15 protein-coding genes and 1 tRNA gene are annotated in these 14,685 nt (G+C 44.2%); 7 read left to right on the forward strand and 9 right to left on the reverse strand.

What is annotated here, in order from left to right:
- Nucleotides 1-21: 21 nt before the first annotated feature.
- Both O9334_RS13980 and O9334_RS13985 read left to right on the forward strand, forming a co-directional pair.
- Nucleotides 22-113: transfer RNA gene (locus O9334_RS13980), tRNA-Ser, on the forward strand.
- A gap of 19 nt (nucleotides 114-132) precedes the next feature.
- Nucleotides 133-939, forward strand: coding sequence for a radical SAM protein (locus tag O9334_RS13985; RefSeq protein ID WP_288000625.1), 807 nt, complete (start codon nucleotides 133-135; stop codon nucleotides 937-939).
- On the opposite strand, the gene mrdA is transcribed toward O9334_RS13985, so the two are convergent.
- The 4 genes from mrdA to O9334_RS14005 all read right to left on the reverse strand — a co-directional run bounded on the left by mrdA (nucleotide 936) and on the right by O9334_RS14005 (nucleotide 6,217).
- The gene (gene mrdA, locus O9334_RS13990) at nucleotides 936-2,834 is read right to left on the reverse strand and encodes a penicillin-binding protein 2 (protein WP_288000628.1); all 1,899 of its coding nucleotides are present in this window, start codon (nucleotides 2,832-2,834) and stop codon (nucleotides 936-938) included. The genes O9334_RS13985 and mrdA overlap by 4 nt on opposite strands.
- A gap of 486 nt (nucleotides 2,835-3,320) precedes the next feature.
- Nucleotides 3,321-3,518, reverse strand: a complete 198-nt coding sequence (locus O9334_RS13995; RefSeq protein ID WP_045356263.1) for a hypothetical protein — start codon at nucleotides 3,516-3,518, stop codon at nucleotides 3,321-3,323.
- 55 nt (nucleotides 3,519-3,573) lie between these two features.
- On the reverse strand, nucleotides 3,574-4,683 hold the full coding sequence (locus O9334_RS14000) for an S-(hydroxymethyl)glutathione dehydrogenase/class III alcohol dehydrogenase (protein WP_288000631.1): 1,110 nt from the start codon (nucleotides 4,681-4,683) through the stop codon (nucleotides 3,574-3,576).
- A gap of 478 nt (nucleotides 4,684-5,161) precedes the next feature.
- Nucleotides 5,162-6,217, reverse strand: coding sequence for a Fe(3+) ABC transporter substrate-binding protein (locus O9334_RS14005; RefSeq protein ID WP_190380981.1), 1,056 nt, complete (start codon nucleotides 6,215-6,217; stop codon nucleotides 5,162-5,164).
- Between the two features lie 247 nt (nucleotides 6,218-6,464).
- Between O9334_RS14005 and O9334_RS14010 the strand changes: the two genes are divergently transcribed.
- The gene (locus O9334_RS14010; RefSeq protein ID WP_190380982.1) at nucleotides 6,465-9,086 is read left to right on the forward strand and encodes an O-linked N-acetylglucosamine transferase, SPINDLY family protein; all 2,622 of its coding nucleotides are present in this window, start codon (nucleotides 6,465-6,467) and stop codon (nucleotides 9,084-9,086) included.
- A 79-nt stretch (nucleotides 9,087-9,165) separates the two neighbouring features.
- On the opposite strand, the gene cobT is transcribed toward O9334_RS14010, so the two are convergent.
- From cobT to O9334_RS14025, 3 genes are read right to left on the reverse strand one after another with little or no spacing between them, the layout of a single operon-like run.
- A complete protein-coding gene (cobT, locus tag O9334_RS14015) occupies nucleotides 9,166-10,236 on the reverse strand; it encodes a nicotinate mononucleotide-dependent phosphoribosyltransferase CobT (protein WP_288000633.1) in 1,071 nt (356 codons plus the stop codon).
- 27 nt (nucleotides 10,237-10,263) lie between these two features.
- Nucleotides 10,264-10,674: a type II toxin-antitoxin system VapC family toxin gene (locus tag O9334_RS14020; RefSeq protein WP_002738349.1), complete on the reverse strand. Its 411-nt coding sequence runs from the start codon at nucleotides 10,672-10,674 to the stop codon at nucleotides 10,264-10,266.
- Nucleotides 10,662-10,895 carry a hypothetical protein gene (locus O9334_RS14025; protein WP_052426663.1) on the reverse strand — a complete coding sequence of 78 codons (234 nt, stop codon included), beginning with the start codon at nucleotides 10,893-10,895 and terminating at the stop codon, nucleotides 10,662-10,664. The genes O9334_RS14020 and O9334_RS14025 overlap by 13 nt, the downstream gene beginning before the upstream one ends.
- A 222-nt stretch (nucleotides 10,896-11,117) precedes the next feature.
- Between O9334_RS14025 and O9334_RS14030 the strand changes: the two genes are divergently transcribed.
- The 4 genes from O9334_RS14030 to O9334_RS14045 are packed head-to-tail and all read left to right on the forward strand — an operon-like array spanning nucleotide 11,118 to nucleotide 13,768.
- Complete coding sequence (locus O9334_RS14030) at nucleotides 11,118-11,996, forward strand: ABC transporter permease (RefSeq protein ID WP_190380984.1); 879 nt, start codon at nucleotides 11,118-11,120, stop codon at nucleotides 11,994-11,996.
- 45 nt (nucleotides 11,997-12,041) lie between these two features.
- Nucleotides 12,042-12,404 carry a thioredoxin family protein gene (locus O9334_RS14035; RefSeq protein ID WP_008203477.1) on the forward strand — a complete coding sequence of 121 codons (363 nt, stop codon included), beginning with the start codon at nucleotides 12,042-12,044 and terminating at the stop codon, nucleotides 12,402-12,404.
- A 16-nt stretch (nucleotides 12,405-12,420) separates the two neighbouring features.
- Nucleotides 12,421-13,638 (forward strand): LL-diaminopimelate aminotransferase, encoded by a 1,218-nt coding sequence (locus O9334_RS14040; protein WP_045356254.1) that lies wholly within the window; start codon nucleotides 12,421-12,423, stop codon nucleotides 13,636-13,638.
- On the forward strand, nucleotides 13,631-13,768 hold the full coding sequence (locus O9334_RS14045; RefSeq protein WP_238567721.1) for a hypothetical protein: 138 nt from the start codon (nucleotides 13,631-13,633) through the stop codon (nucleotides 13,766-13,768). Before O9334_RS14040 ends, O9334_RS14045 begins: the two co-directional genes overlap by 8 nt.
- Nucleotides 13,769-13,831: 63 nt before the next feature.
- Here O9334_RS14045 and O9334_RS14050 read toward each other — a convergent pair whose 3' ends face one another.
- Nucleotides 13,832-14,062 carry an RpnC/YadD family protein gene (locus O9334_RS14050; protein ID WP_288000639.1) on the reverse strand — a complete coding sequence of 77 codons (231 nt, stop codon included), beginning with the start codon at nucleotides 14,060-14,062 and terminating at the stop codon, nucleotides 13,832-13,834.
- A gap of 22 nt (nucleotides 14,063-14,084) precedes the next feature.
- A partial coding sequence (locus O9334_RS14055; protein WP_288000641.1) for an Rpn family recombination-promoting nuclease/putative transposase occupies nucleotides 14,085-14,685 on the reverse strand: 601 nt, incomplete at its 5' end.

A 14,685-nucleotide genomic window follows, 5' to 3' on the forward strand; every position in this document is an offset into this window, starting at 1 on the left:
AGACTACAATAATGTCATCTTGGAGAGGTGGCAGAGTGGTCGAATGCGGCAGATTGCTAATCTGTTGTACGAATCGTAAGACCGTACCGAGGGTTCGAATCCCTCCCTCTCCGTCTTCTTTCGGTGTGTTCGATGACTGCTCGCCAGGATTATTTCTGCTCCGTATATGGTCCGGTTGCCTCTTGGCGTTTTGGCAGTTCCCTGGGCATTGATCCGATTGGTTTAGTTTCTACCTGTTCCTTTAACTGTGCCTACTGTCAGTTAGGAGAAATTGAGCAAAAAACCGAGCAGCGAAGAATTTTTATCACCAGCGAACAAATTAGCAGGGATTTAAGCGCTTTTGCTCCTTGGGACGTGGATATAGTCACTCTCAGTGGTAGCGGGGAACCCACCCTCGCCCTCAATTTAGGGGAAATACTGGCCACCGTCAAGGAAATAACCAGGCGGCCGGTGGCGGTCTTAACCAATAGTACCCTCTTGGGAGATGCCCAAGTGCGTCAAGACTTGAGCAAAGCTGATATCGTCGCCGCTAAAATCGATGCTGTTTCCGAGGCCCAATGGCGACGGGTTAACCGTCCAGTCCCCGGCCTAGATTGGCAGATTCTTTGGTCGGGATTAAGACAATTTCGCCAAGAATGGTCGGGAAAACTAGCAATTCAAACCATGGTGCTGGCCTCTTGGTCGCCCCAAGAGCAAGACCAGTATATCGATTTGATGCAACAGCTACAACCGGATGAAATTCAACTTAACACCCCGACCCGTCCCCGGGCCAGACAAAGACAATTAGAAACCCGCGGTAATAATCCCCTCACCGCTGCCGACGGAATGCAAATTCTCAAACCCGTAAACGCTGAAATATTGGCAATTTGGGCGCAAAAAATGGCCACGGCCACGGGAATTACCGTACGCTGTGTGCCACTTACCGCCACAGGTCTCTAAGGCTTCGGCCGGGGTTTTTCTTCTTTCGGCTTCACATTAAAATAAGCCTCCATTACCTGACGTACCATAGGTGCGGCCACTTTACCACCACCACCGCCGGAATGTTCCGCAAAGGCGACCACGACAATTTCGGGCTTATCAAAAGGTTTACCCTGAGCTACGTCGAAGGGGGCGAAAGCTCCAAACCAAGCGTGGGACTTACCCGGAGGTGCTTCTGCCGTGCCGCTTTTGCCCGCTACAGGCGGTAAAGCGGGGTCTGATAGGGCCCGCCCCGTTCCTTCCGCTACCACGGCTCTCAGGGACTTTCTCAGGGTGTCTAGGGTGCTAGGTTTCATGTTCAAAGACTTGCGCCATTCCTTAACATCCCGGGCATCCTGTAAAAGGTGCGGTTTCACCAAAAAACCACCGTTAGCGGGGACAGCAAACATCACAGCTACCTGTAGGGGAGTTGCGAGGGTAAATCCTTGACCGATCGACATATTAATCGTATCCCCTACGGACCAATCCCAGTTTTTAAAATTACGCAGTTTCCAACCGCGATCGGCAATTAACCCCGGGGTTTCTTCCGCTAATTCTATCCCGGTTTTCTGACCGAAACCGTAGCGCCGAGCCATGGCAATTAAAGCCGGTCCCCCCACTCCGCGACCTATTTGACCGTGAAAAGTGTTACTACTCATGGCCATGGCCCGGACAAAACCCATCGGACCAAAACCAGCGCGATTCCATTCCCCAAAAGCTGTCCCCCCCACATAAAGGGCGGCAAAGGTATTTAAGACCGTATTAGGGGGAAATTTACCCGATTCCATGCCAGCAGTGGCAGTGACGACTTTAAAGGTGGAAGCGGGGGGGAATCCTTGGAGAGCGCGGTTAACAAACGGGTTGCCCTCCGCTTGTAGTTTTTTCCAAGTGGCGGTGGTAATTGGGGCCGAGAAAACATTGGGATCAAAACTAGGATAACTGACCATGGCCCGCACGGAACCATCCCGGGGATCGATCGCCACGATCGCACCCTTGCGTTTTCCTAAAGCGGCCTCGGCGGCTTTTTGGAGTTTTAAATCTAGTGTCAGGGTGACATCTTGCCCCGGTTTAGCAATTTTTTGGCCGAGAATTTGGATTACTTGTCCCGATCCGTTGACCTCTAACTGCATTCCCCCCCATTCTCCCCGCAATTTTGACTCGTAGGCGGCTTCTACACCCATTTTACCGACGACATCTCCCAATCGGTAGCCCTGTCGTCTTTTGGCTTGATATTCCTCCGGGGTTAGTTCCCCAGTATAACCGAGAATATGCGCCCCAATTTTACCATTGGGATAGTAGCGCACTGATTCCACGTCCACTTCAATGCCGGTTAATTCGTCTTTGTATTCCTCTAGGGCGATAATTTGGCCTGGAGTTAAACCCCTAGCGATGCGGATCAGGGTGGAGGGGTTTTCGTCCGCTTCGTTAATGCGTTTTTCTAGGTCGCTTCTGGGAATTGCTAAAATACTGGCTAAACGGTCAAGATTGAGTTTTTGGGCAGGATTACGCTGGGATTTGGGCCAAATATAGGCCGCATGGGTTAAACGGGCCGTAGCCAAAACTTTGCCATTGCGATCAAATAAGTTGCCCCGGACTGGGGGTTTGGGAAGAATGCGAATCCGGTTATTTTCTGCCCTTTCTCGGTTAATTTGTCCTTGCTGCAGTTGTAAATAGGCCAATCGTGAGCCGACTCCTCCTAGCAGGACAAGGCTAATTAAGCCCATAATTAGCCATGACTGACGCTGACGACCGACTAGACGCTCCTTGTCTTTGATTTTATTCTGTAATTTATTCGGCGATGGCCGCGTCGGCGAGGTGAGCGGTTTTTTCGGTTTCAGTTTGACTTTGGTTTTTGATAGGAGTCCGCTATTACGCATTTGCTTAAAGTTATAAAATTTAAAAGTTATTAGGGCAGTTATCAGTTATCAGTTATCAGTTATCAATTATGAGATTTGAGTTTTAAGTAATAAGTATTAAGTGAGTAGTTTTAAATAGCACTTTCCTGATGTCTTTTCACTGGTTACTGTTTACTGATCACTGCTTACTGGTTACTGGTTACTGGTTACTGGTTACTGATCACTGCTTACTGCTTACTGGTTACTGATCACTGTTCACTGAAAAGGACGCAATACTAGGTGATTTAGCTCCTCTCTTTACTAAAGTTAAGGTAATCTGCAATATATATTAACAAAATAGGAGTAAATGCCCAGACAAATTTTAACTTTTGTTAACTGACCTTGATTTTTCAAAAATACTCAGTAAGAATCTCTCACAGAGCTTTGATAGGAATTGCTAATAAGTAGGGAGGCACAATTATTTGTAGGATGGGTTAGCGGTAGCGTAACATGATCGGGCGTTGGGTTTCATGCTTCAACCGAACCTACGTTCATCTTATATTTAATTCCACCCACCCACTTAGTTCCGATTAAAATGGCCTCTTGGGCGAATAATCCAGCAGTTTCGGCAAATTCGCCCGCGTTTAGCCTTTGAAAATAGCGGTAGATAATTGGTTCCGTGATACCAGCGATCGAGATTTCGGGACAGGAAACTGGCGCAGACATATAGTTAGGAGTCTTTTGTCAAGTATTTCTTAACCTAATGTAACATTATCCCTGCTCAAAATGTAATCACACTGCGGATAGAATCTCCTTGGCGCATCAGGTCAAAAGCCTCGTTAATTCTTGCCAGAGGTAGAACGTGGGTGATTAAATCATCGATGTTAATCTTGCCGTCCATGTACCAATCGACTATTTTTGGTACATCTGTACGACCTCTCGCTCCACCAAAAGCCGTACCTTTCCAGACCCGTCCGGTGACTAATTGAAAAGGACGGGTACTAATTTCTTGGCCGGCCCCAGCTACACCGATAATAGTGGCAACACCCCAACCTTTATGGCAACATTCCAAAGCTTGACGCATAATCTGGACATTGCCGATACACTCAAAACTATAATCGGCCCCACCCTTAGTTAAATCCACCAGATAGGCCACTAAATCCCCCTCAATTTCTTGGGGATTAACAAAATGAGTCATCCCGAATTTGGTCGCTAAAGCTTGTTTCTGGGGATTGATATCGACCCCGACAATCATATCGGCCCCCACCAAACGGGCCCCTTGAATAACATTTAAACCGATACCTCCCAGACCAAAAACCACCACTTTTGCCCCCGGTTCCACTTTAGCGGTATTAATCACCGCACCGATACCTGTAGTGACTCCGCAGCCGATATAACAGACTTTTTCAAAGGGAGCATCGGGGCGAATCTTGGCCAGGGAAATCTCCGGCAGCACGGTATAGTTAGCAAAAGTCGAGGTTCCCATGTAGTGATAAAGAGGCCGACCATCGAGGGAAAAACGACTGGTTCCATCCGGCATTACTCCCCGACCTTGGGTAAGACGAATCGCTTGACAGAGATTGGTTTTAAAGCTGAGACAGTATTCGCACTGACGACATTCGGGAATGTATAGGGGAATCACAGGATCGCCCACTTTCAGGCTAGTGACACCTGCTCCCACTTCTACCACGATTCCTGCCCCTTCATGACCTAAAATTGAGGGAAATAAGCCTTCAGGATCGGCCCCGGAGAGAGTATAGGCATCGGTGTGACAAACTCCCGTGGCTTTGATTTCTACTAACACTTCCCCCGCTTGCGGTGCTGCTAATTGTACCGTTTCAATAGTTAGGGGTTTTCCCGCTTCTAGGGCAACTGCCGCTCGAACATCCATAGGCTAAAAGCAATAGGTTTTTTCCAGTATAATACGGCTAAACTCGGATATTATAGCTAATAAATCAAAATTATCAGGATTTTTCCGCTTTTCTTCCCTATTTCACCCTGATTTGTCCTGACAAGCTCAAAAATACGAGAGTTTTTGGGCGTTGCTGAATCAGGGTATGAATGTCAACCGTGCATCCTATCCAAAAGTTAGTTTGGGTCTAGGTTTTAAAAACCCCACACAAGAAGATTCATGTCTTAAATCGGCTTTTTAGCTATCAGCTGTCGCACTTCCTAAGTAGTCGTGCAAAATTAATTTCTTAGTCAAGACAGGAGACAGGAGGCAAAAGGCACTCATGCAAAAGGCACTCATGCAAAAGGCACTCATGCAAAAGGCAGCTTTGTTCTCCCCACACCCCACACCCCACACCCCACACCCCACACCCCACACCCCACTGATAACTGATAACTGATAACTGATAACTGATAACTTATTTCCAACCGGCGCGATTCATTACCTGTACTGCTGTGGCTAAATTAGGACCGTAATTAGCCACACTAACGGTATCTTCTTTACCGCGTCCGAGTTTTGCTAGGAAAGGGTCTAAAGCAACCCCTGGAACGACGGGATATTCTCGATTACCCTTAGCAAAAAAGTTCTGTGCTTCATTGCTAGAAAGATATTCTAAAAATTTAATGGCCGATTCTCGATTCGGGGCGGTTTTAATTAAACCACCACCGCTAATATTAACGTGAGCGCCGCGCCCTCTTTGGTAGGGGAAAATTACGCCTACTTGGTCATAAATTGCCCGTTTAGCGGGGTCTTTTTCTTCGGCATACCCCGCTAAGTAATAGGTGTTAGCTAGGGCTAAATCGGCAATTCCTGCGGCGACAGCTTCGATTTGTGCCTTATCATTTCCCTGGGGTGAACGGGCAAAATTAGCCACTAATCCTCGACACCATTTTTCTGCGGCCGCTTCCCCTTGGATGTCGATTAACCAAGCGGTAAAAGATTGACTATAGATGTTACTGGATGACCGGGTGACGACTTTTCCTTTCCATTTGGGATTGGTTAAATCTGCATAGGAATCGATTTCTCTGGGGTTAACTCTGTCTTTGTTATACATGATTACCCGCAAGCGTTTACTAAACCCGAACCAGTGACCTTTGGGGTGACGCAAATTAGCGGGAATTCTTTGGGTGAGAATGCGGGAATTGACTGGGGCAAAAATTCCCTGTTGGTCGGCGCGCCATAGTCTCCCCGCATCTACCGTCAGGAGTATATCGGCAGGACTATTGCTGCCTTCGCTTTTAATCCGTTCGATTAATGGGTCCGCTTCCCCTTCCACGAGGTTAATTTTTATTCCCGTTTGTCGGGTGAAGTTGTCATACAATCGTCGGTCGGTGTTGTAGTGACGGGAGGAATAGAGGTTTAATTGTTTAGTTTGGGCGGAAACTTCGTTTATTTTCCCTAATTGACCCACTGCTATCGCTAAGGTGGCTGTTCCCGCACCTAGAAAGACTCTACGAGTTATTTTATCGTTCATTGCTCGATTCTTGGCAAAGTTGTCTTTTCCTATTGTACAGCTATTGAGAATAATTCTTATCTGTGTGAGAAATTATTTGCCTTACTAGAGCAGTAAATTCAAGACAATCCCAGCAAAATGAGGATTTTTTGCCTTAATAGGGCTAATAAATCCTCGAATCTATCGCTATTAAAATTCAATAAGTCCGAGATGTTACCCGAAGCTCGATCGAGGGTATTGTGGAATGAGAGCAGCGGGAGTCAAGATAATGATCAACAGTGATCACCAACAAGCGATCGAGCTAATGTTAGCATCGGGAGACTATAATCAATTATTGTTATTCTGTCAACAAGCGCTGGCGGTTCATCCGGAAGTGACTGATTATTATCCCTATCTGGGATTAGCTTATCTGCTGCTAGGGCAGCAAGCAACAGCGCAAGAAATTTGGTTATTTTGGCTGTTAGAATCAGAGTCCAGTCAGGATTTAATTGTGCTGCTCAAAAAAGAGATAATTAGAAATCTCGATTGCTGGCAGTTTGGCCAAGCTAAATTAATCTATCTCCAGGGGCTAGAATTAGAAGAAATAGAAGGCGATGAAGAGATAGAAAATTATGCCCTGACTGCGATAAACTCCTGTCTTCAAGAGGTGCAAGAGGCAATTAATCGGCGAGAATATACTTTAGCTGAGGACTTTTACTTAAGAATTTTATCTTGGCGTGAACAATTAGCTTACATCTGGCACGATTTAGGATATTTATACTATATAATTAACCGACTAACAGAATCTTTTAACTGTTTAGCACGAGCCATAGAATTAGAGGAAAATCAAGCCTTATATCATTATACTATGGCCATGGTGCTAGAAAAGCAATCCCGTTTAGATCTAGCTTTATCAGCTTATCAAAAAGCGATTGATCTCAATGCTAATTTTGTCGATGCTTATAATAAACTGGGCAATTTATTTTATCGATTAGGGCAGCTAGAGTCAGCCGAAAAATTCTATCAGCAGGGAATTAATAACCAGGCTGATTTTTATCCTTTCTATATCAATTTAGGCAATGTCTATTTAGTTAAACAAGCTTGGACAGAAGCAAAAAATGCTTATAAAACTGCCCAACAACTGGCAGGAGATAGACGAGAAATTAGTCAAAATCTCTCCCTTTGGGAAATCCTGCAAGCTGACCAACAAATTGCCGATATTTACTCAGGTGATTATTTTTATCAAAGAAAACTCTATCAATTAGCACTAAACTATTATCAAAAATTATTAGCAATTAAAATAGAGGACAGCAATTTTTATTTACATTGCGCCCATTGCTATCTCATTCTTAAAGAAGAAAAACAAGCTTTAGAAGTGTATAAAAAAGGCATTGCCTATCATCCAAAAAATATTGATTTACATTTGCGCCTAATTTGGTTACTGCAAAATAATTATCCGATCGAGGTGGCAATTCAAGCAACTAAATCGGCTTTAGAGTATCTTCCCGATCACCTATCTCTGAAGTTAGAATTAATGCGGTTAATGCCAATAGTTTACACAACTCAAGCCGATATTATGCAATATCGATCGAACTACGAGAAACGGTTAGATAATATCTTGTCCAATCTTGATTTAAACACTACTAATCAACAACAAGAGGCTTGGAAAAGTATTGGATTAAGAACTAATTTTTATCTTCAATATCAAGCCAAAAATGATTTAGAACTACAAAAAAAATATGGAGAATTAGTTTATAAAATTGCCTCGGCTAACTTTCCTAATTGGGTGAAAAACCTAACTATGCCTACGGGAAAAATCCGCCTTGGCTATATTTCTGCTCACTTGCGTCATCACACGGTAGCGAAACTCTTTCAAGGATGGTTGCAGTGGCGAAATCGAGAACAATTTGAAATTTATTGTTATGGAATAGATATTAATAACACCTTCGATAATTTTACGAGAGAATATCAAGAGCAAAGTGATTATTTTTATCAGTTTGATAATCTAGTCAATATAGAAAGAATTGCTCAACATATTTTAGATAATCAGTTACATATTCTCGTTTATTTAGATATTGGTATGGATGCTCGTACTACCCAACTAGCAGGATTGCGTTTAGCTCCAGTACAATGTGTAACTTGGGGCCATCCAATCACCTCAGGATTACCAACCATTGATTATTTTATCTCCAGTGAATTAATGGAACCCACCGAGGGAGATAATCACTACAGTGAAAAATTAATTCGCTTATCCAATTTAGGTATTGCCTATCCCAAACCTTCCCTTCCTCCCCAGAGAAAAACTCGTTTAGAGATGGGATTAGCCGAGGATAAAATCATCTATTTAAACTGTCAGAGTTTATTTAAATATCTGCCAGAAAATGACGATATTTTTCCTAGAATTGCTCGACAAGTTCCCCACAGCCAATTTATTTTTATCTGTCATCGTAGTGAATTTGTGACCCATTGCTTTCAGTCGAGATTAAGTCAAGCTTTTAATAAGTATGGACTCAATTGGCAAGATTACGGGGTAATGATGCCACAATTAGAACAAAATGATTATTTTCGGCTTAACTTACTAGCAGACATCTATTTAGATAACTTAAGTTGGTCGGGAGGAAATACCACCCTGGAAGCAATTGCCTGTCAGCTTCCAGTTGTTACCTGTCCGGGGGAATTTATGCGCGGAAGACATTCCTATGCTATCTTGAAAAAGTTGGGCATAACCGAGACAATTGCTACGGATAAAAATCACTATATTGAAATTGCTATCCGTTTAGGTTTAGATAATCAATGGCGACAAACAATCAAAGATTATACTAAAGTGAATATCGATACAGTATTTAACGATCAAACCTCTGTAGAAAGTCTAGAAAGATTTTATCAATCTGTAGCAGGAGAGGATAAATAAAACTTTAGAGCTAGATAAATTTAAAAAACTCACATCCGACGACCGACTCCCCCAAACGAAATCATTAAGACAAATGCTATCATTGAAACCCGATTAAATTTTCGATCGCTTTGAGCAAATCTTGATTAGTCCAATTTTGGTACAGATAAGCGGCGATCGCACATCCCCCCGCACCTACTCCCTCTTTGACGAAACCCTGTTCATAAGCTTGCAAAACCGGGTATTTAGAGGCTGAAAAGTTTAATTGTGTGGCTAATAAAGGCACTTTTCCGATCATGCGGGCTAATCCCACCGTATCCCCCGTTTTATCTTCCGCTACCCAGCGAGTTGTGCCGACGACGATATTTTCCCAGTTAACCGGATAGGCATATTTAGCCACTAGAGCTTTAATTAAGGCAAAAACCGCCAACATTTGGGTTCCTCCGGCGAGGAGTACCCCACCCTGCCCACTGGCGGAGATCGCCATGCCAGCGACGAAAATCTGCTGAGGATCGCCTAGGGCGGCGATTACCTCAAAAGGATCAAAAATTTCTTTTCGGGCTAATCCCTGCTCAACTATTGCCTGTTTCTGAGCATGATTGCAATGGGGATGGCTGCTATTAACTTTGCCTTTGGCTTGATAACCCAATCCGGTTAAGATGGCGAGGGCGGTGGTGGTGCCACCGACCACACACTCGCCGATAATTAGATAACTAGACTCGCGGGCTAATTTTTCTCCCCAGGTTAGTCCTTGGGCGAACAGGTGTTTTACTATGGTCAGGTCTAGGGCGCGGCCGGTGGAGAGACAACGGGCCGGTTGTCCCCCCAGTTCGATATAATCGACGGCCGGGGGCAAGGGTAAACCGGCGTTAAAAACGAGGACGGGAATGGCTAATTTTTCCACCACGGCGCGGGTAATATAGGCGGGGGAGGCTCCCACCGTTAGGGGTGGTAGGGGATAACGGGGATGGGGTGAAACTCCTTTAACGATAAATTCGGCATCGGCGATCGCTGTATATTTTCTATCTTCCGGGGTAGCACCGGCGGTGGAGATTCCGGGGATTAATCCCGTCTCGGTAAAGCCTAAAACTAGGGCAAATATCGGAGAAGATTTTTGATGGCGCTCTAACCAATTTTGCCCCTGTTCGATTTCCGTGTAAATTTTAATCATCTGTTGATTTTGTCCTCTTACTTATCACTATTTCCCTCTCTCCATGAGATGATCTTTGATTTCGACATATTTAGAAAATAAGTTATCAATACTAGCCAGTTTTGCCCCGTATGCTAAGGCTGTAGCCATAATAATACGGTCAAAAGGATCTTTGTGAATGGGAGATAAATTAACGGCTCTAATGGCAATTTCTGGGGTAATTGAAAATATATCTATTTTAGCTACTGTTAAAGCTTGTTGAATCCACTCTTGAAGGGGATAACTTAATTCTAATCTTCCCCGTTGGTTAGCAAGGGCTATTTCATAGCAAGAAATGGGGGAAACTCCGAGAGATTCTGCTAACTCAAATTTTTCTAGCCAATGCTCGGGAAATCTGTCAAAATTGCCATTTATTAACCACAACCAAATATGAGTATCAAGCACAATTACTTCAGACATTCCCAATCTTCTTCATCTACAATAGGACTGACTATATCACCTAGTATTTTAGCTTTACCCACCATATTCTCCACTGGAAAACGCCGTTTAAATAAGGATGTTTTTTCTTCTAATAAGTTGTTTTTGCTGGCGGTGAAATTTTTAATTAATTGATAAAGTTCATCCAGTTGTTCTTCAGGTAGATTATCAATTGCTGTTTGAATAAGTTCTTTAACAGTCATAGTTTTACTCTCTATTTTCTGAACTTGAGTTATATTATAACACAACGGTTCCTTCAATAAAGGGACTCATCTTGAGATTTTACCTAAAATACAGCAGACTAAAAACTTTCTCCGCATTTGGTAAGCTAAGACTCATTTAAACCGTTTATTCTTAGATTAGCGGAATCTCCCCCAATGCAAGAATGTCTCGTCTCAAAAAGTAATTTAAACACTTAACAGCTTATGTCTTCCCTGTCTTCTGCAATTATCGATACTTGGCGACGTTTTTACCGAGATCCCCTGGCAGTAATAGGAGCGATCGCATTAATGATAATTATTCTTGCCGTCCTATTCGGTCCGATTTTCTATCGGGTCCCCATCGATACCATTGATTTTAGTCAAGCTACGGCTCCCCCTAGTTTAAAACATCTTTTCGGGACTAATGATCTGGGCCAGGATCAATTGGCGAGGATTTTGGTGGGAGGTCGAATTTCCCTAGCGGTGGGGATTGCTGCTATGATAGTTGCGATTATTCTAGGGACAGCGATCGGGGCTATTTCTGGGTTTTACGGGGGCGCAATCGATGGCTTATTGATGCGATTAACGGATTTATTCTTATCTTTGCCCCAATTACCCCTACTTTTACTGATTGTCTATCTATTTCGCGATAGCATCAAAAAAATCGCCGGACCGGAAACGGGTATTTTTATCCTCGTGGTTTTAGTAATCGGGGGTTTAAATTGGATGTCGGTGGCGCGATTGGTGCGGGGAAATTTCTTAAAATTACGCGAGATGGAGTTTATCTCGGCTGCGATTGCTTTGGGGGCCACTCCTTTCCGTTTAATCTGGGTGCATTTATTGCCTAATGTTTTGGGAATGATCATCGTGGCGGCCACTTTAGCCGTGGGTAATGCGATTATTACCGAGTCAACCCTGAGTTTTTTGGGTTTGGGTTTCCCCCCCGATGTGCCGACTTGGGGACAAATGTTATTTAAAGCTAAAGATTACTTGACAACTGCCCCCCACTTGGTCATTTTTCCCGCTCTAGCTATCGTGATCACGGTGTTAAGTATTAATTTTATCGGTGATGGTTTACGCGATGTCTTTGCTCCTAATGTTTAAGGAAGCGTAGAAGTGGATAATTGCCGAAAATTACCCAGAACCCCTATGATGATCAGTAACGATGGCGAGGAAATAAATACTGTGAGTAGCGTAACTGTCATTAGCGATCAGAAGTTTGACCAAGAGGTTTTTGAGGTCGAAAAACCCGTTTTAGTCTATTTTTGGGCGAGTTGGTGCGGTCCGTGTCGTTTGGTATCCCCCTCGATCGATTGGGTAGCCAACACCTACGGCGAACGGCTAAAAGTAGTTAAACTAGAGGTGGACCCTAACCCCAACTCGGTGGCTAAATGTGATGTTAAAGGTGTTCCTGCTTTACGCATCTTTAAAGATAACGAAATTATTGCCACTCATGAAGGGGCGATCGGCAAACAACAATTACAATCTTTTATCGATACCTATGTCAGCTAATTAGGTATCTGTGGTTATGAATAACTTAACCCTAGCACACCGCTTACAGGCACTCCAATCCAACGTTTTTGCCGATATGGATCGGGCAAAAGCTGCCAGTAGAGAAGCGGGTAATACCATTATCGATCTTTCGCTCGGTTCCTCCGATCTTGGTGCTGCTCCCCATGTTATCGATGCTATAGAGCGATCTCTCCACGATCCTCACACCCACGGCTATTTACTCCATAATGGGACCAGAGACTTCCGAATAACTGCCGCTAACTGGTATAGCGATCGCTTTGGTGTCCCCGTCGATCCGGAAACGGAGGTTTTACCCCTAATTGGTTCTCAGGAAGGCACGGCCCATCTACCTTTGGCCCTTCTCAACCCCGGGGATTTTGCTCTGCTCCTCGATCCGGGTTATCCCTCCCATTTGGGCGGTGTTGCCCTTGCTGGCGGTCAAATGTACGGAATGCCAATTTTGGCAAAAAATGACTTTCTGCCGGTTTTAGAGGACATTCCTGAGGCAGTGCTGGCACAATCGAAGCTGATGGTCTTGAGTTATCCCCATAATCCCACTACAGCGATCGCACCTTTGGCATTTTTCCAAAAAGCGGTTGACTTTTGCCGTCAGCATAATTTAGTTTTAATCCACGATTTTCCCTATCTAGACATCTTTTTTGCGGGAACATCGCCCCCCCCGTCAATTTTACAGGCCGATCGAGATAAAACTAATTCGATCGAGTTTTTTACCTTTTCCAAGTCCTATAATATGGGCGGTTTTCGCATCGGTTTCGCCATTGGCAACCCGCAGTTAATTATGGCTTTGCGACAGATTAAAGCCATGGTTGATTTTAATCAGTATTTGGGCATCCTCAACGGTGCGATCGCTGCTTTAACCGGTAATCAAGATTCAGTCAAGGAAACCGTCGCTATCTTCCAAAAACGTCGGGATGTGTTTATTAATGCCCTAAATCGCATCGGTTGGCCAGTTGCCACTCCGGCCGCCACTATGTACGTTTGGGCGAAAATTCCCCCCAGTTGGGCGGGTAATTCCGTCGATTTTTGTCGGCAATTGGTGGCCCAAACCGGTGTCGCTGTTTCCCCCGGTTCCGGTTTTGGTAAGGGTGGCGAGGGTTATGTGCGTTTTGCCCTAGTTCACGATCCCGATATTATAGAGGCTGCTGTGGAGAAAATTGGGGCTTTTTTGGGATCAAATCGATATTCTAAGCAGTGGTTATGCTGCAATGGATAACTTTCGCCTTGTTGCTTCTGATATTTCGGGTGATATTGGTAATGTGTCCACTCCCAAACTTTCTAGTATTATCGGACTAGGCATACTAGGTAGTGGTTTAGTGGTGCGTCGCCTAGCTAAACGTCGTTAATCGGTGTGGGGTGAGGAGACGGTTAAAATTTTCCTAATTCCCCACCCTTTGCGGTTAAAAGCTTTAATTGTGCTGCTGTCTTTGTAATTCCTCGATAGTTGCGGGAGATAAATCGGTAAATTGGGCGATTTCTGGGACAGGAAAGCCAGCAGATAGCATTTTTAGGGCAATTTGTCGGGCTTTTTCTTCTTTACCTTCTTGCAATCCTTCTTGTCGTCCTTTTTGTAGTCCCTTTTCCTCGCCTTCCTCTCTGCCTTCCTCTAAAATATCTTGATAGATGACGGATTCTCTCATAATGTCACTCCGAAGGATTTTTTTAATCGTCTCTCGATTGTAATTCCTCGATAGTTGCGGGGGATAAATCGGTAAATCGGGCGATTTCTGGGATAGGAAAACCAGCAGATAGCATTTTTAGGGCAATTTGTCGGGCTTTTTCTTCTTTACCTTCTTGCAATCCTTCTTGTCGTCCTTTTTGTAGTCCCTTTTCCTCTCCTTCCTCTCTGCCTTCCTCTAAAATATCTTGATAAATTACGGATTCTCTCATAATGTCACTCCGAAGGATTTTTTTAATCGTCTCTCGATTTAATACTAACCCGGCGAGAATACTGGTGGCGGCAGCGAGATTGCTTTGCACCTGTTTTTGGGAGATAGTTTCTAAAGAACGGGACACCTGACTTAACACCTGTTCGGGGTCATCGGTATTGCTGAGGACGGCAAAGGGTAATAAACCGGGATGATGGAAAAATTGTGGTGTATTTTCTTCCCAAAGACGGATGACTTGGAAGGAATGAAAGGTTTCCCCCAGACGGAAAGTATTTTCTTGTACTAGGGGGGAATCACTGCGTCGCAGATAAATTACCACTTGACGCATTTGTTTTTGGGGATGACGACGATAGACGCGAATGCGATAATCGAGC

The organism is Microcystis sp. LE19-8.1F, from assembly GCF_027531715.1.
GTDB lineage: Bacteria > Cyanobacteriota > Cyanobacteriia > Cyanobacteriales > Microcystaceae > Microcystis > Microcystis wesenbergii_A.